Annotated in this window: 22 protein-coding genes; 2 read left to right on the top strand and 20 right to left on the bottom strand. The window is 43.1% G+C overall.

Going from position 1 to position 24787, the window contains the following annotated elements:
• The 10 genes from FB592_RS09895 to FB592_RS09850 all read right to left on the bottom strand — a co-directional run bounded on the left by FB592_RS09895 (position 1) and on the right by FB592_RS09850 (position 10067).
• Complete coding sequence (locus FB592_RS09895; RefSeq protein WP_072173348.1) at positions 1–780, bottom strand: enoyl-CoA hydratase/isomerase; 780 nt, start codon at positions 778–780, stop codon at positions 1–3.
• A complete protein-coding gene (gene pksG, locus FB592_RS09890; RefSeq protein ID WP_024573082.1) occupies positions 768–2030 on the bottom strand; it encodes a polyketide biosynthesis 3-hydroxy-3-methylglutaryl-ACP synthase PksG in 1263 nt (420 codons plus the stop codon). The genes FB592_RS09895 and pksG overlap by 13 nt, the downstream gene beginning before the upstream one ends.
• Positions 2031–3278 carry a polyketide biosynthesis malonyl-ACP decarboxylase PksF gene (gene pksF / locus FB592_RS09885; protein WP_124048390.1) on the bottom strand — a complete coding sequence of 416 codons (1248 nt, stop codon included), beginning with the start codon at positions 3276–3278 and terminating at the stop codon, positions 2031–2033.
• Positions 3256–3504 (bottom strand): acyl carrier protein, encoded by a 249-nt coding sequence (locus FB592_RS09880; protein WP_038828279.1) that lies wholly within the window; start codon positions 3502–3504, stop codon positions 3256–3258. The genes pksF and FB592_RS09880 overlap by 23 nt, the downstream gene beginning before the upstream one ends.
• Before the next feature lie 61 nt (positions 3505–3565).
• The gene (gene fabD, locus FB592_RS09875; RefSeq protein WP_141949466.1) at positions 3566–5869 is read right to left on the bottom strand and encodes an ACP S-malonyltransferase; all 2304 of its coding nucleotides are present in this window, start codon (positions 5867–5869) and stop codon (positions 3566–3568) included.
• Positions 5866–6840: an acyltransferase domain-containing protein gene (locus FB592_RS09870; RefSeq protein ID WP_038828277.1), complete on the bottom strand. Its 975-nt coding sequence runs from the start codon at positions 6838–6840 to the stop codon at positions 5866–5868. Before FB592_RS09870 ends, fabD (FB592_RS09875) begins: the two co-directional genes overlap by 4 nt.
• A gap of 502 nt (positions 6841–7342) precedes the next feature.
• The gene (fabD, locus tag FB592_RS09865) at positions 7343–8209 is read right to left on the bottom strand and encodes an ACP S-malonyltransferase (protein ID WP_141949465.1); all 867 of its coding nucleotides are present in this window, start codon (positions 8207–8209) and stop codon (positions 7343–7345) included.
• Positions 8206–8472, bottom strand: coding sequence for a hypothetical protein (locus tag FB592_RS09860; RefSeq protein WP_120363368.1), 267 nt, complete (start codon positions 8470–8472; stop codon positions 8206–8208). The genes fabD (FB592_RS09865) and FB592_RS09860 overlap by 4 nt, the downstream gene beginning before the upstream one ends.
• 110 nt (positions 8473–8582) lie before the next feature.
• Positions 8583–9260: an MBL fold metallo-hydrolase gene (locus FB592_RS09855; RefSeq protein ID WP_015715908.1), complete on the bottom strand. Its 678-nt coding sequence runs from the start codon at positions 9258–9260 to the stop codon at positions 8583–8585.
• Between the two features lie 189 nt (positions 9261–9449).
• The gene (locus FB592_RS09850; protein WP_015715907.1) at positions 9450–10067 is read right to left on the bottom strand and encodes a TetR/AcrR family transcriptional regulator; all 618 of its coding nucleotides are present in this window, start codon (positions 10065–10067) and stop codon (positions 9450–9452) included.
• Between the two features lie 120 nt (positions 10068–10187).
• On the opposite strand from FB592_RS09850, the gene FB592_RS09845 reads away from it, so the two are divergent.
• Together FB592_RS09845 and FB592_RS09840 are read left to right on the top strand one after the other, a co-directional pair.
• On the top strand, positions 10188–10745 hold the full coding sequence (locus FB592_RS09845; protein WP_014479830.1) for a hypothetical protein: 558 nt from the start codon (positions 10188–10190) through the stop codon (positions 10743–10745).
• Positions 10746–10899: 154 nt separating this feature from the next.
• A complete protein-coding gene (locus FB592_RS09840) occupies positions 10900–11355 on the top strand; it encodes a regulatory YrvL family protein (protein WP_021479270.1) in 456 nt (151 codons plus the stop codon).
• A 396-nt stretch (positions 11356–11751) separates the two neighbouring features.
• Here FB592_RS09840 and mutL read toward each other — a convergent pair whose 3' ends face one another.
• The 10 genes from mutL to rny all read right to left on the bottom strand — a co-directional run bounded on the left by mutL (position 11752) and on the right by rny (position 24661).
• Positions 11752–13635, bottom strand: coding sequence for a DNA mismatch repair endonuclease MutL (mutL, locus tag FB592_RS09835; protein ID WP_124048388.1), 1884 nt, complete (start codon positions 13633–13635; stop codon positions 11752–11754).
• 15 nt (positions 13636–13650) lie between these two features.
• Positions 13651–16227, bottom strand: a complete 2577-nt coding sequence (mutS, locus tag FB592_RS09830) for a DNA mismatch repair protein MutS (protein WP_003231832.1) — start codon at positions 16225–16227, stop codon at positions 13651–13653.
• A 132-nt stretch (positions 16228–16359) separates the two neighbouring features.
• On the bottom strand, positions 16360–16905 hold the full coding sequence (gene cotE / locus FB592_RS09825; RefSeq protein WP_003231833.1) for an outer spore coat protein CotE: 546 nt from the start codon (positions 16903–16905) through the stop codon (positions 16360–16362).
• A gap of 261 nt (positions 16906–17166) precedes the next feature.
• Positions 17167–17598 (bottom strand): regulatory iron-sulfur-containing complex subunit RicA, encoded by a 432-nt coding sequence (ricA, locus tag FB592_RS09820; protein WP_003231834.1) that lies wholly within the window; start codon positions 17596–17598, stop codon positions 17167–17169.
• A gap of 1 nt (position 17599) precedes the next feature.
• The gene (gene miaB / locus FB592_RS09815) at positions 17600–19129 is read right to left on the bottom strand and encodes a tRNA (N6-isopentenyl adenosine(37)-C2)-methylthiotransferase MiaB (protein WP_014664026.1); all 1530 of its coding nucleotides are present in this window, start codon (positions 19127–19129) and stop codon (positions 17600–17602) included.
• A 147-nt stretch (positions 19130–19276) separates the two neighbouring features.
• Positions 19277–20455: a glycine C-acetyltransferase gene (locus tag FB592_RS09810; protein ID WP_038828267.1), complete on the bottom strand. Its 1179-nt coding sequence runs from the start codon at positions 20453–20455 to the stop codon at positions 19277–19279.
• Positions 20456–20467: 12 nt separating this feature from the next.
• Positions 20468–21511 carry an L-threonine 3-dehydrogenase gene (tdh, locus tag FB592_RS09805; protein ID WP_070548987.1) on the bottom strand — a complete coding sequence of 348 codons (1044 nt, stop codon included), beginning with the start codon at positions 21509–21511 and terminating at the stop codon, positions 20468–20470.
• A 264-nt stretch (positions 21512–21775) separates the two neighbouring features.
• The gene (gene spoVS / locus FB592_RS09800; RefSeq protein ID WP_003154135.1) at positions 21776–22036 is read right to left on the bottom strand and encodes a stage V sporulation protein SpoVS; all 261 of its coding nucleotides are present in this window, start codon (positions 22034–22036) and stop codon (positions 21776–21778) included.
• Positions 22037–22235: 199 nt separating this feature from the next.
• Complete coding sequence (gene ymdB, locus FB592_RS09795; RefSeq protein ID WP_003245138.1) at positions 22236–23030, bottom strand: 2',3'-cyclic-nucleotide 2'-phosphodiesterase; 795 nt, start codon at positions 23028–23030, stop codon at positions 22236–22238.
• 68 nt (positions 23031–23098) lie between these two features.
• The gene (gene rny / locus FB592_RS09790; protein WP_003221010.1) at positions 23099–24661 is read right to left on the bottom strand and encodes a ribonuclease Y; all 1563 of its coding nucleotides are present in this window, start codon (positions 24659–24661) and stop codon (positions 23099–23101) included.
• Between the last annotated feature and the right edge of the window lie 126 nt (positions 24662–24787).

Genomic DNA, 24787 nt, shown 5'->3' with positions numbered 1-24787 from the left:
TTACTGATCCTCCCATGGGAATTGTCCTGTTTCAACATACCTGATGATTCCCATTTGGTTTTGAGGATCAGAAAACATGTTTTGATTTGCAGTTAAAGCGGTGGCTTTCGCACGACTGACTTGATGATCAAGTGAGCTCATAAACTGTTTATAATGTGCGATTCCTTTTTTATTCAGCCTCCGCAAACGCAATAAATGCTTTCTCAGCAGCACGTCACTTTCAGCATCATAAGCATCTATTAACCCCCATTCACTGGCTTCCTGAACGGAAATCGGCTTTGTCATAAGCGTCATATAATGCGCTTTCTGCCGGCCGATACGGTGGATCAGAAACGGTAAAACACAAGCAGGGTACAGGCCGAATAGCAGCTCAGAGAGACTGAATGACGCCGTCTGATCAGCAATGGCAATATCTGTGGCAGATACAAATCCAATACCGCCGGCATTCACTTTTCCCCTGACATGCGAAATCGTGACATAAGGGCCGGTCTGCAATTTCAGCCACAAATCATAGAGAGGCTCTTGGGAGCTTGCCTGTTTTCTGCCCCTTTTCATTTCCTGATAGATTTCTTGAAAATCAGCTCCAAAACAAAACACCTCGGGAAGCCCCTCTAAAACGACAACCGTCACCGTTGATGTTTCACATTGATTTAACACTTGCAAGCATTCTTCTATCAGCGTGTCATTAATCGTATTATTCGCTTCAGGACGGTGAAAGGTAATATAGCAAACCGACGCTTGAAAGCGGACCTTTATCGTTTGATAGGTCACGAGATCCACCTGTACTTCCGATGAAACTCAGAAATTTCTTCTAAAAACAAGCGCGGCTTCTCTTGAGTGGACTGCATGATACCCGGTATCATCTCAAAGTCCAGCTTTACATTGCGCGTCCCAAACCGCACCATCCCGCTCCCCTTAAACAATAGCTCATACTCTTCCATGGAGAGCTGATACCGGCGGTCCAAATGCTTCTCAATACCAAATGTTCGCTGACGCTCCTGGCCTTGCGGAGTTGTAATTCCGCTGTAAAATTCAGAACAGCAGCCGGATCCGTAGGAAAAACAGCCAATTCGTTTAGGCGAATCAAACCTCCCTTGGTCTATCGTGCTGGCCAATGCCAGAAACAAGGCTGCCCCCATAATATTTCCAACTCGTTGACAGTAGTTTAACCCTGGTTTTACCCGAGTTAAAAAATCCGTCTCAATCCCGGATGTTTTCACCTTCGCCACCTTACGCATCATTGTCCGGTGCGCGCCTTTCACCATCCCGCCAAAGGGCGTATGGTAAGCAAGATATTGAAACGTGTCCTGATAATTGGCACCCGGTACACGCTTTTGATATTCCAGAAAGGTCTGTTCGCAGCAATCCAAATATGACATTAAAGACAGATCAGAATCTCCCGCTTCACTGTCGGGAATGGGGCGGCACGTGTCCATCACTTCATAGCCGTAATAACCATTTGCTCCGGGATCTATCTGAAACACCTCGGGATTTTCGCCAACTAAAACGGCCACCGCTCCCGCTCCGGCGCTCGGTTCCGCATAAGACCAATCTTCGCTTAAAGCGTCTCCGCCCTCAGCGATTAAAAAACGTGAAATATCACTGGCGATAACCAGTGCTTTGGCACCCGGAGAAGTCTGGGATAATATAAAATTCACCGCCATCTGAAATCCCGCTGTCCCTGAATAACACGCCTGTTTAACCTCAAACAAACGGCAGTTGCGGTTGAGACCTAAATATTCATGGATATATGTACTTAACGATTTCCCAAAGTCGATCCCGGATTCAGAGCAAGTGATCAGCAATTCAATCCGGTCCTTCTCTGCTTCAGATAAAGCATCAATAATCGGCTTAGCTGCATTGACTCCGAAGGTCACGGGATCTTCATAAGGCAGTGCTACCGCTTTTTCTTTCATTAATAAGTTTTCAAATCTCGCAGTATCTAAGTGTCTGTATTTGGCCAGCTCCATGACATCAAGGTATGCCGTTCCGCCAAAGACATTCATCGCTTCTATTCCGGCTGAAACCATTTATGATTCGCCTCCACATTTCTCAATGTTTTGTATACAAACCGCGGTGTTCATTCCGCCAAACCCCATGCTTAAGCTCAGCGCATTTTTGATGCGGTATGAAATCGATTTCTCATTTACCCAATGAAAGGAATCATCGATTGGATGATCCAAATTCCTGCTCGGATGCAGGGCAGATTTTTTCATTTGCAGCAAAACAGAAATAATCTCTACGATGCCCGCCGCACTAAGCCCGTGTCCGGTTATCGATTTTGTTGCATTGATATAAGCATGGGAAAGCCGGCATGCACGGAGCGCCTTTAATTCTATTTCATCTCCAATAAAAGAGCCTGTTCCATGAGGATTAATATAATCAATATCTTCTGGTAAAAGCCTGGCACGCTCCAGTGCCTTCTGGATGACATGAATCTCTCCTTCTAATGAAGGATCAGGATTCCGGTTTCCGTCCAGTTTGATTGACCAGCCAGACAATGCTGCATAAGGTTTTAGACCTCTTCGTAAAGCCGTCTCCTTTCGTTCTATTACCAATGCACCGCACGATTCTCCATAGATAAACCCGTCTCTGTTTTGATCGAAAGGACGGCACGCATTTTCAGGTTCATCAGCATATTTGTCCGTCCCCATAGCGCCTAAAGCCCTTAGCGCCTCGCATTCCATATAAGAAAGATCCATTAAAGCACCAAGTGCTATGCAAGTATCAACTTCGCCTGACAGGACTTGCTGAATCGCATGAATGACTGCTAACTGGCCGCTGGCCGAAGCTCCTCCCACCGTATATGCTAATCCCGTGATGCCAAACTGATCTGTACATATCCCGCAAAGATCGCTGTCCATGAAAGACAGACCATACGCCGGAGAAATAAAACCGGAGCGGTCTTGATACCTTTCATAAACTTCAAAGTTTTCTCTCTGTTGAAAATTTGATCCGCCAACAACCAGTCCGATACGTGAGGAATCTGCATCGTCCAATTCAGCCTCCTCCCAAGCCTCTGTGAGAGTTACCAATGCAGCGCGGCTGGAGAATGATGCTTTTCGCAACATTTTTTTAGAGAGTCGGTCAGGATAAGACAATGACGCAATTTCGGCTCCGATAAACCGGCTGTCTTTTTGTCTGCCTGAACGCTTCATGACATCAAAGGCATGTCTGCCGGACAGCAGCGAGGAAGCAAAGTCCTCTTTCCCTTGACCGATAGAGGCCGTAACGCCTACACCGGTCACCACCACCTTAGGCAGATTGCACTTTGTCATAAAGCACCTCAGCTAATTCACCGATGTTTTTCACCCCGGATAGCTCAACGCGAGGGATTTTTAACGATAAATCCTCTAGGACCATCGTGATAATTTCAGCTCTGTCTACAGAGTCAGCTCCTAGCTCAACTAACTGATCTTCAGGCTCAAATCTGTGTCCGTCTAATTCAGGAAGCACCTCGCAAATATTGGTGATTAGTACTTCAAAGATTCTCTGTTTATCCATAATACGCTCTCTCCTTCGAGGGATTATTTTAATGATTTTTATAGGTGTATTTTCATAATATTCAAACTTTCATTTTTATGTTGTCTGTTTCATGCGACGGCTGATACATCGATTGCATCCGTTCATGAAGCAATACCGCCGTTTCTGTCATTAATTTTTTCCCGATTTCATCCACATGGCGGTTTCGCCAATTTTCTAATTGCGATCCTTTAACCCATTGATTAAAGGCTCCCAGCGCGGGACCGCAGTGAATTTGATAATCAACCTTCGAATGTTCGCTTCCGCTGATTGCCAATTTTGAGCTGTATCTGAAGTACCATCGGAAAATCAAAGCCATTTTATGCTTCGGGTTTTGTTCAGCCTTCTCAATGTCTGCCGCGGGATAATGCAATGCAATATCTTTATATATGTCTTCTATACTGCGTTTAAAGTATTTCTCCTCAAGCTGGGCCAGCATCTTTGCATCCAGCTCACGTATAGACCCATACCGCTGGTACAGTTCATATAACTTGTTTGCCCGTGCGGGAAAGAACACACCTTTCTTTAGCACCTGCACTTTACTGCCCGATTCAAACATATCACCTGCAGGCGCATAGGCTGTATCTTGTACATTCATCTGCTGAAGCAAATCCTTTACTTTATCACTTGTTGCCGCCTCAACCGTACATTGATTGATTGAGCCTGTTAGAATAAAATCAGCTCCTAGCATAAAAGCCGCCATCGCTGCCTCAGGTGTTCCAATTCCTCCAGCTGCACCAACTCTTATTTTTTTCCGGTATTGATATTTTTTCATCATTTCATCTCTTAAAGATGTCATCGCCGGCATCAGGCTGTATGCTACACCGCCATCTGTATGACCGCCTGAATCAGCTTCTACACAAATATCGTCAGCCATCGGAATGCACCGCAACAACTCAGCTTCGTTCATAGTGATTTTATTTTCTCCTAAAAGCTTTTGCAGCATATTCTCAGGCGCAGGACTCAGAAATGATTCTGCAACTTCCGGCCGTGATATTTTTGCTATGAGACGATTTGAGCATATAACGTCACCATTTTGATTTCGTTTCACTCCTTTCGCGCGGTACCTTACTAATGCAGGAGTGACACTTAAAAATGCTGAAGCCTCCACAATGCTCACTTGATTCCTCAATAAAAGATCGATCATTTTTTCTTCTGATTCAGTATGTTTCATATTGTGGACCAGATTGATGCCATAGGCTTGTCCTTTCCCTAATTCACCTTGTATAGCATGGATCGCATCTTTAACCTCTTTCAGGCTCAGACCTCCTGTGCCAAAGAACCCCATCATTCCCGCTCTTGACAGCTTTACTACCATTTCTTTCGAAGCAATGCCGCGGTACATTCCTCCTGCAAGATAAGCATATGTAAGATGATAATCTTGTTTAAATTCAGCACTTCCTAAAGATTCTGCCGTAATCCCAGCTTGAACATTGCGTTGCTCCTTTAGATGCGCACTGATCGCGGGGTTCTTTTTCGGTATATATGTCAATGGTTCAGCTTCATTTTTAATCCGATGAATGAGACCGGTTAAAACAGTTCCAGGCCCAATCTCTTCAAACTCCATTTCTCCTCTTCCCATCAGGAAACGAATGCTGTCCGTCCATTTCACTGTGTTGTCCATCTGTTCAGATAATGTATCTTTTAACCGTTCCTGATGGTATGGTTCTGCATAGACATTGGAGATAACCGGGATCGCCAAAGGTGCAAATTGGAATGAGTCAATATATTGCTTAAATACCTGTTTGGCTTCATTCATATATCTGGAATGAAAAGCTCCGCTCACATTTAATGGATGAAACAGCTTTACATCCTTGGTGTTTTCAAAAATAGCCCGAGCTTTTTCAATCTCTTTTTTTGGGCCAGAAATCACATTTTGCCGGGGCGTATTTTCATTTGCCACATCAATGTCATGAAGACGGTGCTCTTCTAAAACAGCTGTAACTTGTTCCTTACTCAGGCCGATCACAGCAGCCATTCCGCCCTCTGTAATTCGTCCCATCAATTCTCCTCTTTTTTTGACGAGCCTTAATCCGGTTTCAAAATCAAATGCACCGGCTGCCATCAGCGCATTGTATTCTCCTAAGCTATGTCCTGCCACAAAATCAGGTTTTCTGCCGGTCTCCTCTACTCTCTTCAAGTAACTAAGTGCATTAACAACGTACAAAGCCGGCTGCGTGTATTCAGTATGATTTACATCCAGATATGATTTTTCGGTACATAGCTTCTCTATTGAATAGCCCAATATTTGATCTGCTTGATCAGTCAAATGCTGATATTGTTCAAATAGGCCTTGTCCCATCCCCTTTTGCTGGGAGCCTTGCCCTGGAAAGACATATGTAATCATCTTGTAAACTTCCTTTCTGGTGTACGGAAATACTCAACCGTATTCAGATTTTTCAGCTCCTGATGAAATGGTGTTATGATTGAGCAGCAACGGTCAGCTGAATCACCCGGAATCAGCTGTTTCACAAAAGCAGCTAAGGTGCCGGATGGCCCTAAATCGATAAACTTGCATGTATGCTGGCTTTCCAAATATCGAATCGCTTCACGAAACATCATTGGCTTTCTGACCGCATTCCAAAAGAAATTCTCGTCCATTACGTGAAGGCAGCTTCCCGTTAAGCTCGATACAATCGGTATTGACGGTTTTTTAAAAGATTTTGATCTTAAAAATTCTGCATAGGCACTCTCTGCCGGATCAATAAGCGAAGAATGAAAGGCATAGGCCACAGGAAGCAGCTGGCAAAGAATCTGCTTCTCCTTTAAATCCTCCATAATCTTCCTTATATGATCTTCTTCACCAGAAATGACGAAGTGCGAATCATAATTGATAGAAATGAGTTCACTATTTCCAAACAGTAGCGGATAATCATTCAGCAATTGCGGTTTGTCCAGAATGGCCACCATTTTTCCTTTATCGCAGGAATTTTGGATGATAATAGCCTGTTCAAGTATGCAATCCAGTATATCCTCTGCGTCTGACACACCAGAAACTGCCGCTGCTGCGAATTCTCCCAGACTTGATCCCAATACGTAATCAGGAGAGATTCCCCTGTCTTCCAAAACCTTATATAAGGAATACTCAATCATAAAAATGGCGGGGTGGGAAAAAAGAATACTGTCAAACGGATCTGACATACGTTTACCTGGATGGTAGATTTCTTCAACAATGGATGTGCCAATTCGCCGTGCTGCAATGTCATCCATTTCAAGCATAGATTGGCGAAACACGGTATTTTCCTTAAATAGTTCTTTCCCCATGTGATAGTATTGGGAACCTTGCCCGGAAAACATAAAAACAAGCGGTTCATTCATGTGTATAACCTTCTTTTTTTATATTTATGACGGCTATTGGATTTCTTATTTCCATGTATGTTGTAAAGCACATAGCAGCGATTGAAATGAAATTAATAAATGGAAAAGACATATGTGAAAAAGTAAAGGAGATTCAACTTGGAAGGATTGCTATTGGTGCTCTGGATGCGGTTCATTTATGATGTGATCGTAGATGTATGTTGATATCTCAAAATTGATGTAACATGATAACAGGATCAGCAAAGAACATCGACTCTATGATTGGTGGGTGAGGTTAAAAAATGGACCATCTAGATGTGGGAGCGATGGTTTGACAGACCGGCTGACATAGTTCAAATGTCTAACTTAATTTATCAGCCTCTTTATGTAACAGTATATAAAGTTATTCAATTAGAAACAGTGTCAATCGAACGATTGAATCTTTAAAACTTTATACCTTAAATGAAAGGAAATCTGTGTTTAGACCTGATTGATGAGGTACACGGCCATAGGGGCAAATGCTTTAGCGGGGCATTGCTTCCGCATCTTTCTTTATGCGATGAATTAACCCAGTTAAAACATTTCCAGGCCCTACCTCCTCAAACTCCATATGGCCTTTTTTCATTAAGTATCTTATGCTGTCAGTCCATTTCACTGAGTGATTAATTTGATCAGCCAGCGTCTGTTTCATGAATTCGTATGTATACGCTTTGGCATACACATTAGAAATAACCGGGATAGACGGAGGCGAAAAATAAAAGGCATGAAGGAATTCCTCGAATTCTTCTTTTGCTTTATTCATGTATCTGGAATGAAACGCGCCGCTTACGTTTAAGGGGAGTACCATTGTAACTTCAGTCATCGTTTCAAAAAGAGATGCGGCTTTTTCAATCTCATCTTTTTTTCCTGAAATTACAATTTGATATGGGGCATTCACATTAGCGATATCAACATCATGTAAATGATATTCTTTCAGAGCCTTTGCAACCTGCTCTTCATTTAGTCCCATAACAGCTGCCATACCGCCGTTGCTTATCAGACTCATCAGTTCGCCTCTTTTTCTGACAAGCTGTAAACCTGTCTTAAAATCAAAGGCTTCAGCTGCAAATAACGCATTGTATTCACCCAAGCTGTGCCCGGCGACAAAGTCAGGTTTAACTTCTTCATCCTTGATTTTTTTCAGATAGCTTAGTGCGTTTACCACGTATAACGCCGGCTGAGTAAATTGCGTTTTGTTTAAATTGGAATAAGGATTTTCCAGGCAAAGACGTTTGATTGAATATCCTAAGATCTCATCTGCCTGATCCGTCAGTTCTTTAAATTCATCGAATAGGCCGCTGCCCATTCCCTGTTTCTGTGAACCCTGACCTGGAAAAACATATGTGATCATTCTCTCAAAGCCACCCTTCCGATTAGTAGATGTGTTTCACTTCTGTATGACTTTATAATAGTGATGACCGGATAAATAGTAGCATGTTCATGTTGATGGTAACCTCTGTAAATATTATCCGTCAAGTTAATTTTTCCTACAGTTTGCTCGATTGTTTTTCTGCTTTTTTCCATTGAGGAATAAAGGATCAGGAGATATAACAGAACATAAGAAAAAAGACCCGGATTACGTATAGGGCGCCATATCATGATAATGCGCTTCATTTTCTTTCAAATGAGTTTTCAAAATAAATAACACCCATCTATGTAATCATTTTCGAAAATAAAAATCATTTAGATATTCGAAGAAAAATAGGATAATAGATTCAGAAGGATTATTTAAAATCAAAAATACCTTTTTGGTTTTTACGAGTGCGAAATTTCACAAAATATTCTTTCTTATCAATTTGAAAGTAAATATTATGCTGATAAAGATCCTTTATCGAATGGCCGGGCAATTTGCCAAATGAGTGACCAGGATACACCCGTACATGGGGTGAAACCTCCGACTTTATTCTTTGAATACTATCAAACATCTCTTCCGCAGAGCTGCCATCATCCTCACATATGCCGCACCCTTCTGTAAACACCGTATCTCCGGTAAAAATACTCTCAGAAAACAAATAACACATTCCGCCGGCTGTATGCCCAGGTGTGAGAAGGCATTGTGCTCTTGTGTTTCCTATGCTGATTGTCTGATGATCATCTAGGCTAATTAAATTTCTGCATCGGAATTGATAATAATCAATTTCTTTTTTTGACATATAAACTTGAGCGTTAAACATCTTCGTCAGCGGGTCTACCAGATTTACATGATCATAATGAGAGTGTGTCAATGCGACTGCCTTTAATTCCGCTTCGATTTCAGAAAGTGTAGTGGTTATCTTACTCAATTCCCATGAGGGATCAACAACAATTGCAGATCTGCTTACAATATCTTCAATGATATAGCAATAATTCGTCCAGCCCTGATACCTTGTTTTAATTGGATGCACCTTGTAAGTAAGATTCATTTATACCATCCCTATCATGTAAAGTTCTTAAACGATGGACCAGTGTTCACCCCTCAGTCCGTCTTTCATTCCACTTTACCAAACAGCATGATTGTTTTCCATTTTTTTCAGAGATCCTTGTTCTTTGAAAATAAAAAAGCGACTCTTTTGGACGCATGCCCAACAAGAATCGCTTTTCGCACTAGTGCCTTAAGGATGTCGTTTTTGTGTCTCACGTGTATCTTCCACGCAAATTGACTCTACATGCTGCATAATGACCCGCTTAATTCGGTCTTTATTCACTCGCACGGGGTCAAGCATGGCATGTAAAGCCAAGCCGTCAACAAGCGCGTAAAGTCTCTCAGCTTCAATGTCTTTATCAGCATTCTGCTTCAGTAAATCGGATTCATCTAAATAGGCAATCAGATTCCGCATGCCGCTGAAAATCCCGTCATGATTCGCATCAAACATATCCTTTTTATGTCTGGCGTAAGCAGTAAAAGCAAACCAAACCTCCATCTCTCTAATCGTTTCTTCATTCGTTGGGACCATTTCAAGCAAAATTTGCAACACTTTTTTCTTAGGGAGCAAATCCCTCACTGCAATGTCCTTAATTCGGGCCGTCACCTTTTCTTGGACAAGTTTCATTGCAAAAGCAAGCAATTCATCCTGTGTAGAGAAATAATGGCGCAGCGCACCTAATGACAATCCTGCTTCCTTTGCAATGTTCCTGGCTGATGCTCCCTCCATCCCTCGTTCTAAAATGACGCGCCACGTTGCTTCTGCAATTTGTTTTCTTCTTTTCTCATGGTCAATTTGTTTTGGCATAGCTTTATTGTAACAAGAAAAAAATGAGAGGGCAATTTTTATAATACAGTTGTGTTGCAAAAACAAAGATGGTAACATATTATTTAAATAATACAACTGTATTGAAAAGAGGGGAATGGATTGAACGGTATCGCATGGATGATTGTTTTCTGTGAAATTGCGTTTTGGGTTGTCATTGTTTTGGGGCTTGCTGTACGTTACGTATTCAAACGACATACATTAGGACTGCTATTCCTTGGCTTAACTCCAGTTATCGATTTGATTTTGTTAGCGGCAACTGGTGTGGACCTTTACCGCGGAGCCTCAGCGACCGCAGCCCATGGGATTGCAGCTGTTTACATCGGTATATCGATCGCTTATGGAAAACAAATGATTCAATGGGCAGATGAAAAATTTCAATATTATGTGACAAAAAAAGGCGCAAAACCGCTGAAACGTTTTGGAATGGACCATGCCAAGCACGGTGCGAAAGGCTGGCTAAGACATGTGCTGGCCTACTTAATTGGTGCGGGACTATTGGCAGGGATGATCTATTTTATCAATGACTCTGCCCGAACCGAGGCGTTGAGCGGCATTCTTAAACTGTGGACTGTCATTATAGGCATTGACTTTCTCATTACAGCCAGCTATTTTATTTGGCCAAAAAAAGAGAAAGCTTCGGCGAATCTCAGGAGTTAACATGAAGAAAAAGGCCCTTCCCCAGTGGAAAGGACCTTTTTTGGTTTTGTTAAAATATGCTATACTATTTTCGTTAGAAAATAGACTTATAGATATTTTGGGCTGATTCAAGGGTGCTGTTTGTATGAGTAAGCAGGGGAAGGGAGTGTCATACTTGAACCAAAAAGAACAGAACGAGCACTCTAAAGATTTTAACCTGAGATCAAAATTAATCGGAATTGTATCTATCACTTTTATCGCGGCCATTGCGCTTGCAGTCATCTTCGGCGGCTTTTTCTTCGGGATGAAAGGCTTATTCTCCATACTTGGCATCACATACGCTTCCAATCAAACATTAGCTTTATTTATTTTAGCCTGCTTTGCTGTAGGTTTAATCATAGACCCACTCACAAAGATTCTCTCTATCATTTTGGCAAAATCACTTTCATTGAAAAAGACTGCACTTTTTGCTTTTATACTGTATTTTATCAGCAATCTTATAACAATTTGTTTTGCAGATTACTTTATGCAGTCTATTTATATTCCAGATATCTTGCTTGTTGTGATATCAGCTTTCATGGCTTTCATTGAACTTGCTTTTGATAACCAGCCTAATAGAGAAGCAGCTTAAAGTCGATGGCAGATATGGAAAATTCATAACACCCTATATTTGGACATCAACAGTTATATAAACGAAAAAATCTCCCTGTTCACACGAACAGGGAGCAAAACACAATGTTGTAATTTAAATTCTACATTCTAAAATGATTCTCACATTTGGATCATCAAGTTCATCCAAAAAGATAATGATCTTCGGACCACATGCCATATGTTTCCACCCCCTCACCCAAAATATACATTAATCCCAATTGCCTGTAAATGTAAATTTTGTTATACGGAGGAACCATGAAGTATAATGCGTTAACACTGCTCACACGTTTACAACTGTTTCTTATAATCTGACACTCGAAGGAGTACAAAAAAGCATTGATCCATTCAGAGAATGGATCAATGCCTACCACCCCCGCTACATCACGCGTTTGAACATCTTTTCCATCTCATATGTCGAGTGGTGAATGATGATCGGGCGGCCGTGCGGGCATGTAAATGGGTCTGATGTGCTTCGGAGGTCGTCCAGAAGCGCTTTGATTTCATCGTTTCTGAGGTGGCGATTTGCTTTGATGGAGCCTTTGCAGCTCATCATAATCGCCGCTTCCTCGCGGAGTTTTTTAATATCTATATTTTTGGAGTCGAGCACCTGCTGAATGATTTCTTCTATAAGCTCTGCTTCTTCTCCCTTTGGAAACCAGGCCGGGTGGCAGCGGACGATGTAACTGTTAGAGCCGAATGACTCTAAAAAGACACCGACGCTTTCGAGCTCTTGTTTGTGCTGTTCAATAATCAAAGCCTCATTTGTGGAGTAGTGGAACGTCAGCGGTACAATCATATCCTGCACCTCAGGCTCAACCTCCCCCACCTTTTCACGAAAGTACTCATATTTAATACGTTCTTGGGCGGCGTGCTGGTCGATAATATACAGGCCGTTTTCGTTTTGTGCCAATATATAAGTCCCGTGCATCTGGCCGATCGGGTACATAATCGGAACCCGCTCAGACGCTGGCTGCTGCTGTTCCTCATGGCATTCCTGCTCAAATGTTTCAGGCAGTTCTTCTGAAACATCGGACACCTCAAGGGTTTGTTCCTGATCAACGATAGGAGGAGCATCAAATTGGTGAGGAGGCAATTCTTCCTCCGTATCAACCGGCTCTTTCACGACTGAGCTGAGCTTCATTGGTGAATAAGATGGCGCATGCGCTTTTTCCGGTACTTTTCTTTCCGGAGGCTTTTCATCAAAGGTTATGAACTGCTGCTCATTTTTGATAACAGGTGCCGATTTTTTCGGAAGCTGGGCACTCGGAATCAGCTGCTGCTGTTTAAATACATCTTTAATTCCGTCACGAATTAAGTCATGAAGCTCTGTTTCCTTGCTGAGCCGGACCTCAAGCTTCGATGGATGCACATTGACATCGACTAAAATCGGGTCCATCGTAATTTCTATAAAAGTAATCGGATGGCGTCCGATCGGCAGAAGCGTATGATAGCCTTCATGAACCGCTTTGACGAGCGGGAAATTTTTAATGTAACGGCCATTGACCACAGACGACATATAGTTTCTCGACGCCCGTGTAATCTCTGGGAGGGCGATATATCCCTTTACTTCAAAATCCAAGGAGCTCGCATGCAGCGGAAGCATTTTTTTGGCGACAGCTGTGCCGTAAATCGCTGCCAGTACATGGCGCACATCTCCGTTTCCGTTCGTTTGAAGCAGGTTTTTCCCATGATGTCGCAGGCGGATCGATACCTCTGGATGCGCCAGAGCAATACGGTTAACCACGTCTGTAATGTTTCCAAGCTCTGTATGAACGGTTTTCATATATTTCAAACGGGCCGGTGTGTTAAAAAACAGGTTGGAAACGACAATTTCAGTTCCCTTCCTGCTTGAGGAACGCGATTCGGAAATGATGTTTCCTCCTTGGAGGACGAGCTTCGTCCCAGCTCCTTCACCAGTGCTTGTTGTAATCTCCAGATGAGAGACTGACGCGATACTCGGCAGGGCTTCTCCCCTGAAACCGAGCGTTCTCACCCTGAATAAATCATTTTCATCTTTTATTTTACTCGTTGCGTGGCGGCGGAAAGCTCGCTTGCAATCTTCATTCTCCATTCCTTCGCCGTTATCCAAGACCCGAATGGATGCAAGGCCTGCTTCCTCAATATCGATTTCAATGACTGTGCTGTCAGCGTCGATCGCATTTTCCACCAATTCTTTGACGACTGAGGCGGGCCGTTCCACAACCTCGCCCGCCGCTATTTTATTTGAAAGCTCATCTGACAGTTGGATGACTTTTGCCACATTCATCACCCCGTTTTAATGTAATTTCTTTTGCAGCTTGTACATTTCATTCATCGCTTCAAGCGGTGTCATATCCAGTATATTAAGTGATTTGAAAGCATCGATCACTTGCTTTTCTTTTTTTGAAAGCTTTGGTGTTTCAGCCGGCTTTTCCGCTTCGTCAAAAAAGGACAGCTGTGCCGGCTCTTCTTTCACCTGAGGTTTCTGCACCGGCACTTCCGGTTTGTTTCCTGAATGCTCAAGCTCTTTTAAAATATCTTGGGCGCGGGCAATCAGATCTCCCGGCAGTTCGGCAAGCTGAGCTACATGGATACCATAGCTTTTATCAGCGGCACCTTCTTTAATTTGATGAAGAAAGACAACCGTTCCGTTATATTCTTCAGCGCGAACATGAACGTTTTTCAGCTGGGGCAGCTTGTCCTCAAGAACGGTCAGCTCGTGATAGTGTGTGCTGAACAGCGTCTTGGCGCCGATGTGATCGTGAACATATTCAATAATCGCCTGTGCCAGCGCCATGCCGTCATAAGTGGACGTTCCCCGCCCGATTTCATCAAACAGAATGAGGCTGTTTTTCGTCGCGTTGACAATCGCATTTTTCGCTTCAAGCATTTCTACCATAAATGTACTTTGTCCGGAAATCAAATCATCTGCAGCGCCGATTCGCGTAAAAATTTGATCGAAAATCGGAAGCACCGCTTTTTTCGCGGGTACAAAGCAGCCGATTTGCGCCATAATGGAAATGAGCGCGATTTGTCTCATATACGTGCTTTTCCCTGACATGTTTGGACCTGTAATGAGAAGCATTTGTCTGTTATCGCCCATCATACAGTTATTCGGGACATATTCCTGGCTGTCCATGACTTTTTCAACAACCGGGTGTCTGCCTTCAATCACTTCGACTTCATCTTTAGAGAACTCTGGTTTCGTGTAGTGACGATTTTCACTGATTGTCGCAAAGCATTGCAGTGCGTCCAGCTCGCTCATCTGTTTTGCAAGCTGCTGCAGCCGCGGAATATACTGCTTCACTTTCTCGCGTAGCTCGGTAAACAGCTCGTACTCCAGCTCACAGATGTTATTTTCCGCCTCTAAAATGAGCGCTTCTTTTTCTTTTAATTCAGGTGTAATGTAGCGCTCGGCATTGGTTAACGTCTGCTTCCGCTCATAACGCCCTTCCTCAAGCAAATGCAAGTTTGCTTTAGTCACTTCAATGTAATAACCGAAAACTTTATTAAAGCCGACCTTTAAAGAGCGAATGCCTGTGTATTCCCGCTCCTGCTGTTCCAGGCGGGCAATCCAGTCTTTTCCGTTTCTGCTTGCATCACGATATTCATCAAGCTTTTGATTATAACCATCTTTAATCAGGTTCCCTTCTTTTACCGATAAAGGAGGGTTTTCGTACAGCGCTTCTTCCAGCAGTTCAAGTACATCCCCGCACGGATCAATGCGCTCTGCACGTTCCTTGGCCTTGTCATGAGCCAATGAAGCAACCAGCTGTTTGATGCCAGGAACTTGCTTTAACGATTCCTTCAGCTGAATCAAATCCCGGGCATTGACATTTCCGAATGCAACGCGGCCGGCAAGGCGTTCTAAGTCATACACTTCTTTTAAACGTTCACGCAGATCTTCCCGTTCAAAGAAATGGGACATCAATGTTTCCACCATTTCTTGGCGCTCTTCGATTTGATTGACTCTGATAAGCGGCCGGTCAATCCACTGTTTAAGCAGCCGGCCTCCCATTGCCGTTTTTGTTTCATCCAGCAGCCACAAAAGGGAGCCTTTTTTATTTTTTGAACGGATCGTTTCGGTCAGCTCCAGATTACGCTTTGAGTACAAATCAATTTTCATCGCTTCCTCAAGCTCATACACCTGCACGGGCTGAAGATGATCAAGGCTGCGCTTTTGGGTTCTTTTCAAATACGTATATAAGCGCAGAAATGTTTTTGTTATATCTTCATTATTTAAGTGCTCAATGATCGTTACGTGTTCGTCTGTTTCTCCGTCTTCAATTGAAATCGTTGCACCGCACCGCTCTCTCAGCTGTGCCACTGTATCGGCATCCAAGCTTCCTGAAACCACGATTTCCCGTGCGCCGACTGAATAAATTTCTGATATGACGTCTTCAAGCCGTTCAATCAAAACAGCCAAATTTTCTCCCGTTGTTAAATCAGACAGCGCAAGTCCGTATCCGTTCGAGCAGGCTGAAACAGATGCGATAAAGTTATTTTCCGATTCATGGATGCCTTTGCCGTCCATTACAGTTCCGGGCGTAATCAGCTGAACCACTTCTCTTTTCACAACGCCCTTTGCGGCTTTCGGATCTTCCGTCTGTTCACAGATCGCCACTTTGTATCCTTTTTTAATAAGCTGTTCGATATACGCGGAAGCAGAATGATACGGCACACCGCACATCGGTATTTTTTCAGCCGCACCGCCATCTCTGCTCGTTAACGTAATTTCCAGCTCTTGTGACGCTTTTTTGGCGTCCTCAAAAAACATTTCATAAAAATCACCCAGGCGAAAAAATAAAAAGGCATCCTGGTGCTCTGCCTTTATTTTTAAATATTGCTGTATCATAGGCGTATAACCGGCCATTGTTTAATCCCTCACTATGTATCAACGTTTCTATTTTCCAACCTTCATTATAACATAAACAAAAAGTGATAAAAGAATGATATATCAATATAAAAAAGAGACTTGGGGGTACTGTCTCCCCTAGTCCCTTTTTTATTCTTCAGGATCTCCCACTAAAAACTCCGGGTTGATGTCTTCAAGCTCTTCATCAAGCTCATCTTCCCAATCTTCCTCGTCATCCTCTTCCCAGTCAGGATTGACCTCAACAACTACCTTTGTTTCCCCTACCACTTCCGCCAAAAATTCTCTTTCTGCCTGCACAACGATTTTATTTCCATTCGGCGAAATGGTCACTTCAAGGCAGTTTGGCTGCTGAAGCACTTTGGCAATCACTTCATGCTCATCATCTAAGTAATTATTGTCTCTGTATCTGAGTTTAATGACATCTACGTATTTTACCCGTTCTGTGACAACCTCTGTCTTTGTGTTGTCCGCGTAAGAGTACCATACGTTTATATCATAATACCCTTCAATCTCTACCGTTTTTCCAATTTTTTCAGCGTCATACTTGTGGTTAATAATCCAACCACCCAAAATGCTGCTCGGTTTTTTCTCAGGCGAGATGGTGTTGGTGCATTGGGTGAATTTTCGGCCTTTCGCTACTACTGCCTTCGTAATAATTTCCCTGTATTCAGACATTCCGGCATGCCTCCTTGTTCTTCTTCGTGTTATCTTATGCTGGGCATTTGTCTAGTGTGCATTTTTATAAATAAAATATAAAAATACAAAGTTTCTGTTCCATTGTATGCAGGGGTGCCTAGAAACTTTACTTATAAGTGCGATAAAGTTTATACGCGGCTGAGCACAGAAAAACCAATTGAACATTTGGTACATAGATTATTTAGTTTATTTTTAACCGCACAAATGATAAAAAAACACGGGCCTGTAAAGGCACCGTGTTTAGAGAGAACAACTGTTATTTGAATGCTTCACCTTTGAACCGGTTTCCCCTTTCAGCAGGTCGCCTCCGGTTGATGTGATGATTTCATTTGTGACTTGGTTGGAAATGGTGTGTGCAACGAGCTGCAATAGGTCATTTACTTCCATCTGCGAGTCTCTGAATTCCTGGATAACAGGAATCTCTTCAAGCTCTTCTTGCAGCGCGTCAATTTTTGCTTCTACTTGTTTGAGCGCTTCATGCTTTTCATAATGCTTCAGATTGACAGCCTGCTTTTGCAGGGCTTTAATCTGATTAACGATTGTGGACACTTTGTCATTCTCATTGATTTGCGCTTCAGCCCGTTTGAAAAAATCAACCTCTTCTGTTTCAGAAATCATTTTTGCAAGGTTTCGTGCCTGCTGCACAATGTCTTTTTTTGAGTAGAGCGTCATCTTATTTCACCTCGATTGCTTCTCCTACCATTTCTCCGTCAAGCGACCATGTTTTCGCTTGCTGGATTTTCACGCGGACGATTTTGCCGATGGCTTCCTTCGGCCCTTTAAAATTGACAAGCTTGCTTTTTTCCGTATAGCCGGCAAGAATATCAGGGTTATTTTTGCTTTCACCCTCAACTAATACTTCGACAACCTTGCCTTCGTATTCCTTCATTTTTTTAGCAGAAATTTCATTCACCAGCGCGTTCAGACGCTGCAGGCGTTCTTTTTTCACACGCATCGGTACATTATCTTTCATCTTAGCAGCCGGAGTGCCCTCACGCGGAGAGTAAATGAACGTATAGGCGCTGTCAAACTCCACTTCACGGTATAGAGAAAGCGTTTCTTCAAACTGTTCGTCCGTTTCATTTGGAAATCCGACGATAATGTCCGTTGTCAATGAAGCGTTTGGCATTGCTTCTTTAATTTTTCGCACCAGCTCCATGTAACGCTCTCTGTCATATTTGCGGGCCATCAGCTTCAGAACTTCTGAGCTTCCTGATTGAACCGGAAGATGAATGTGATCAAGCAGATTTCCGCCTTTTGCCAGCACTTCAATGAGGCGGTCGTCAAAGTCGCGCGGATGACTCGTTGTAAAACGGATTCTCGGGATATCGATTTTTCTCAGTTCATCCATCAAATCACCAAGTCCGTACGTCATATCTTCAAAGTCTTTTCCATACGCGTTTACGTTTTGGCCTAACAGAGTAATTTCCTTATAGCCTTCACTTGCAAGCCTTCTCACTTCCTGAATGATATCCTCAGGGCGGCGGCTTCTTTCTTTCCCGCGTGTGTAAGGCACAATGCAATACGTACAGAATTTGTCACAGCCGTACATGATATTGACCCAGCCCTTAATTTTTCCATTTCGGACTTTCGGAAGGTTTTCAATAACGTCCCCTTCCTTAGACCAAACTTCTACAACCATTTCTTTTGAAAGGTATGCTTCTGACAAAAGCTCCGGCAGGCGATGAATGTTATGCGTTCCGAAAATCATATCGACAAACGGATGTTTTTTCAAAATACGGTTCACGACTGATTCCTCTTGGGACATACAGCCGCACACGCCTAAAATTAGATCGGGATTGTTTTTTTTCAGTGCTTTTAAGTGCCCGAGCTCACCAAACACCTTGTTTTCAGCATTTTCACGGATTGCACATGTATTTAACAAAATGACATTGGCATCGTCAACAGAGTTTGTCGCTTCGTAACCGAGCGCCATAAAGATCCCTGCCATAACCTCTGTATCGTGTTCATTCATTTGGCAGCCGTACGTACGGATATAGAACTTTCTTCCGTCTCCCAATCCTTTAAATTGTTCAGAAATTTTAAAGTCATTATGATAAGTAACGGCTTCCTTGCCTCGTTTTTTCGCGTCTTTTAAAGAAGGCGGAATGTAAACAGCTTCAAAGTACTTGCTGTAATCCTTCTCGGATTTTTTGTCCGATGGATTAACTTGTCCGCTCTCTAATTTTTGTTTTTCATTCATGTCATATTTTCTCCTTTCAAACCAAACTTCCACCCTTCAGTATAAAGGTTATTGAAGCTCTGCACAACTGGCAACCTATCATTGTACACTCATTGAGAATAATAATCAATAAGGAATCAAAAGAGGAAGATTAAACTCTTCCTCTTGTTACAATAGCTGGAGCTCCTTTGCCGTCTTTTCGATGACATCAAGCGCCTGATCCAGTTCATCTTTGGTGTGCTCTGCTGTTATAATCGTGCGAATTCTGGCTTTTCCCTTTGCTACAGTCGGGAAAACGATACTTTGGGCAAAAACACCGTGAGAAAGGAGCTGATCTGAAAATTGCTTTGCCACACCTTCATCACCTATTAAAATAGGAAGAATCGGCGTTTGACTCTCTGTGAGAGTCAAACCCATTTTCACAAGCATTGCTTTAAAATAGGCAGTATTCTCCCACAAGCGCTCCATATGCTCCGGCTCTTCAAGCAAGACATCAATCGCTTCCATACAAGCTGCAGTGACAGCCGGCGGATGAGATGTGCTGAATAAAAATGGACGGCCTTTATGGCGCAAATAATCGATCAGCACCTTTGAACCTGCAGCGTAGCCGCCGAGCACTCCGATTGCCTTGCTTAATGTTCCGACCTGAATATGAACTCTGCCGTCAAGACCGAAGTGATTCACCGTTCCCCTGCCGTTTTCGCCAAGTACTCCGGATGCATGGGCGTCATCCACCATCACAAATGCGTCATATTTCTCAGCGAGCTCTACAATATCAGGCAGAGGAGCTATGTTGCCATCCATGGAAAATACGCCGTCTGTCACAATCAGACGCATCCGATAATTCATTGACTTTCTCAGCACCCGCTCTAAATCACTCATATTGACGTGCTGATACACCTTTTTATCCGCCTTTGTCAGTCGAATTCCGTCAATAATAGAGGCATGGTTCAATTCATCTGAGATGACAATATCCTCTTTTGATAGAATACTTGAAAGTACGCCTTGGTTTGTTGTGAAGCCTGATTGGAATACAAGTGCCGCCTCCGTTTTTTTAAAGGCTGCCAGCTTTTTCTCAAGCTCTTGATGCATTGTAAATGTACCGGCAATCGTTCTCACTGATCCGGTGCCGGCTCCATACTGCTGAACGGCCTCCTGTGCGGCGTTGATGAGTCTAGGATGTGAAGTGAATCCGAGGTAATTATTAGAAGATAGCTGAATGACTTTTTGGTGATTCACTGTGACAAATGGGCCCTGCATAGATTCAAGCTGTTTTATGTCTTGCCATGTATGGTTTTCTTTCATACTATCAAGCTCTGCTTTTAAAAACTCAAATTCCTTCGTCATGTTTATCCCCCTTTATGGAATTAAAATTACTTTTCCGCACTGCCCGCTTCTCATCAGTTCGAAACCTTTTTCAAACTCCTCTAACGGAAACTGATGGGTAATAACAGGTGCAAGATCGATCACGTTTGAACTGATCAACTGAGACACCTGGCGCCATGTTGAAAACATTTTTCTTCCTGTGATTCCTTGGATGGTAAGCCCTTTAAATACCACTTTATTCGTCAAATCAATTGTCACCGGATGTTCCGGCAAGCTGAGAATATGAAATCTTCCGCCATTCGCAGCCATCGCAAGACCTTGGGCAATCGCTGAGGGATGACCCGACATCTCACAAACAAGATCTGCTCCTTCCCCACTCGTTAAAGCGCTTACAATTTTGAGCGGGTCTTCTTTTTCAATAGAAACAGTACAAGTCGCTCCCATTTGTTTTGCAAGCCTCAGCCTGTATTCATTCTTATCAATCGCTATCACCTGAGAAGCTCCTGCTGCTTTTGCAACCGCAACAGCCATAAGACCAATCGGTCCGCATCCAATGACTGCAGTCGTTCTTCCTGCAGGCTGGCTCTCGAGTACGGTATGAACTGCATTTCCTAAAGGCTCTTGAATGGAAGCAATCGACGGGTCCATATCAGCGGGATTTCTCCAAATGTTATCAGCTGGAACTTTTACATACTCCGCAAAACAGCCTGCCGTGTCCACTCCGATTATAGCAGTATTGGTACACACATGAGATTTTCCTGTTAGGCAAGGGACACATTCACCACAGACAATGTGTGTTTCCGCAGACACATACTCTCCCACTTTTACACTGCTGACATTCTCTCCCACGTCCTCTACGATGCCGCTGAACTCATGGCCGAAAACATAGGGTGTTTTGATTCTCTGACGTGCCCATTGATCCCAATTATAAATGTGGACATCCGTGCCGCATATGGAAGCGGCTTTCACTTTTATGAGGACTTCATGTTTATCAATCTCAGGAATGGGAACTTCAGTCAGCACAGCACCGAACGCCCCGTCCTTTTTCATTAGAGCTTTCATCTTTCCACTCTGCATGTACAATCCTCCTTGAAAAATTCTTGTTATATTCGGATTGTACCATGATATGGAATAAGCGTAAACAGCACTGTCTTCTCCAGAAGGACAAAAGTATCTGTCTTGAAAAATGGGCGGAATTTTTTTTGAAACGTTTTAGCTCATTTTTGATTTTGTATATTCGCTCATTTATGTGCTAAAAATACTATCGGGAGAAAATATCACAATAAATGAAAAACAACCTGTTTGCATTACGCAAACAGGTTGAGAATGCTTTATTTGTTTTTAGCGAGGCTCCACGATTAATTTAATCGCTGTTCTTTCTTCCCCATCGATTTGAATATCTGTAAAAGCCGGAATACAAATCAAATCAACGCCGCTAGGCGCCACAAATCCCCTGGCAATCGCCACAGCTTTTACAGCCTGGTTTAATGCACCCGCTCCGATCGCTTGAATCTCGGCGGCTCCTCGCTCTCTCAACACGCCTGCAAGCGCACCTGCCACTGAATTTGGACTCGATTTTGCTGAAACTTTTAAGATTTCCATTTCTGCTCCCCCTTAGTTTTACAATGGATAAGTGAGTGTTCATTAGAACAATCATTATTAGATGTTGCTATCCAAAAAGCCATCCCCACAATGCTTTTCAAAAATAGCGGGCTACCTTCCATTTTTACTATATTCACTAAGGAGTTGCTATATTCCTGCTTTTCTTTTTAATATTTTTATAAAATAACCATATGTTCAACTATTCAAAGAACATGTGATCATCGTTGATTAAAATACGCTCAATTTTCACGGCTTTTTTCGTTTGATCGTCAATGTCAATGACAACTCCGCTGAGCGTTGTTTTTCCTTCAGCGACAGTAAACCGGACTGGAAGGTTCGTTTTGAATCGCTTAATAATCGTCTCTCTGTCCATCCCCAGTATACCGTCATATGGGCCAGTCATTCCCACATCAGTAATATATGCCGTTCCCTTCGGCAAAATGCGGTTATCCGCTGTTTGCACGTGTGTATGAGTTCCTACTACAGCCGACGCCCTCCCATCCGTGTACCAGCCAAGTGCGAGCTTTTCACTTGTCGCTTCGGCATGAAAGTCGATAAAAATGTACGGTGTTCTTTTCGCAGCTTCTGCGATCAATTCATCCGCTTTTAAAAACGGGTCATCAAGCGGCGGCAAAAACGTACGTCCCTGCAAATTAATGACTGCTAGTTCTTTGCCGTTTGCTTTCACATATGTGATCCCTTTCCCCGGTGTTCCTTCAGGAAAGTTTGCCGGGCGAACCAAGTTCGGAACGTCATCTATAAAATCAAATATTTCTTTTTTGTCCCATGTGTGGTTCCCCATTGTGATTGCATCTGCGCCGGACTGGATTAAGCTGTGATAAATTTTTTCCGTCAGGCCTTTTCCATGTGCGGCGTTTTCACCATTAATAATGGTAAAGTGAGGCTTATATTTTGTTTTTAGCTTTGGTACATATTCTTTGACCATGTCACGGCCCGGTGAACCGACAACATCTCCGATAAATAAAATTCTCATTTTGTAAATCCTTTCTTCTTGAAAATTCCTTGCCGTCAAAAAAATAAAGTGATGCTTAGCGCATCACTTTATTTTGCATACTCTACGGCTCGAGTCTCTCTGATTACTGTCACCTTAATATGACCTGGATAATCGAGCTCGTCCTCAATTCGCTTGCGGATATCTCGCGCCAGTCGATGAGCCTCAAGATCATTAATTGAATCCGGCTTCACCATAATACGCACTTCGCGTCCAGCCTGAATGGCAAATGATTTTTCAACACCTTCGTAGGACTCAGAAATTTCTTCGAGTTTTTCAAGTCTTCGAATATAATTCTCGAGCGTCTCACTTCTTGCGCCAGGTCTTGCAGCGGAAAGCGCATCTGCTGCAGCTACCAGCACAGCGATAATGGAAGTCGGCTCCTCATCCCCGTGGTGTGATGCAATACTGTTAATCACGACTGGGTGCTCTTTATATTTGGTCGCAAGCTCTACCCCGATTTCAACGTGGCTTCCTTCTACTTCATGGTCAATTGCTTTCCCGATGTCGTGAAGAAGACCCGCACGTTTAGCAAGCTTTGCGTCTTCACCAAGCTCCGATGCCATTAGACCGGCCAAGAATGCGACTTCCATGGAATGCTTAAGCACATTTTGACCGTAGCTTGTACGGAACTTTAAGCGGCCGAGGATCTTGATGAGATCTGGGTGGAGGCCGTGAACGCCAACCTCAAATGTCGTTTGCTCACCCATCTCACGAATATAGTCATCGACCTCGCGGCGAGATTTTTCAACCATTTCTTCAATCCGTGCCGGATGAATACGGCCATCCTGAACGAGTTTATCAAGAGCAATTCTGGCTGTCTCACGTCTGATCGGATCAAATCCGGAAAGAATGACAGCTTCAGGCGTATCATCAATAATCAGGTCAATTCCTGTCAGCGTTTCAAGCGTACGAATGTTACGCCCTTCCCGTCCGATGATACGTCCTTTCATCTCATCATTTGGAAGATTGACAACTGATACCGTTGTTTCGGCAACGTGGTCCGCTGCGCAGCGCTGTAAGGCGAGTGAAAGAATGTTTTTCGCTTTCTTATCCGCCTCTTCTTTCGCACGGTTTTCAGTTTCTTTTGTCATGATGGCGATGTCATGTGAAAGCTCGTTTTCAACCCGCTCAAGAATGATTTGTTTTGCTTCATCACGAGTCAGACTCGAAATTCGTTCCAACTCTGACTGCTGCATACGAATCATCTCATCCACTTTGCTTTCCATCTCTTCAATATGTTGTTGTCGTTCATTCAGAGAATGATCTTTCTTCTCCAACATCGCTTCCCGTTTATCAATTCCCTCATGTTTGCGATCAAGGTTTTCCTCCTTTTGGAGTAAACGGTTTTCTTGTTTTTGAAGCTCATTTCGTCTTTCACGAACTTCCTGTTCAGCATCTATTCGAAGTTTGTGGATTTCATCCTTTGCTTCAAGCAGAGCTTCTTTTTTCAGTGCTTCAGCATCACGCTTTGCATCTTCAAGAATTTGCTCGGCTGCACCGCGTGCGCCCGCAATTTTCGCTTCGGCAATGGTTTTACGAACAAAGTAGCCAACAACTAAACCGAGTAGAATCAGCAAAATGGAGATGAGAACCATCATAATTGGGGTCATACTTTCACCTCCTCTTGCTATGAACTTGGTTGTTGCTTAAAAAGTGTCGGCATGTACATTGTCTAGTTTTCTCAACATACAGAACCTTCACAGGGAATGAGTGTGTTCATCGCCCTTGTCAAGTTT

It is taken from the genome of Bacillus sp. SJZ110, assembly GCF_006715455.1.
Lineage (GTDB): Bacteria > Bacillota > Bacilli > Bacillales > Bacillaceae > Bacillus > Bacillus subtilis.
Note: the sequence above shows the minus strand (reverse complement) of the source record. Positions and strands in the feature narration are given on the sequence as shown.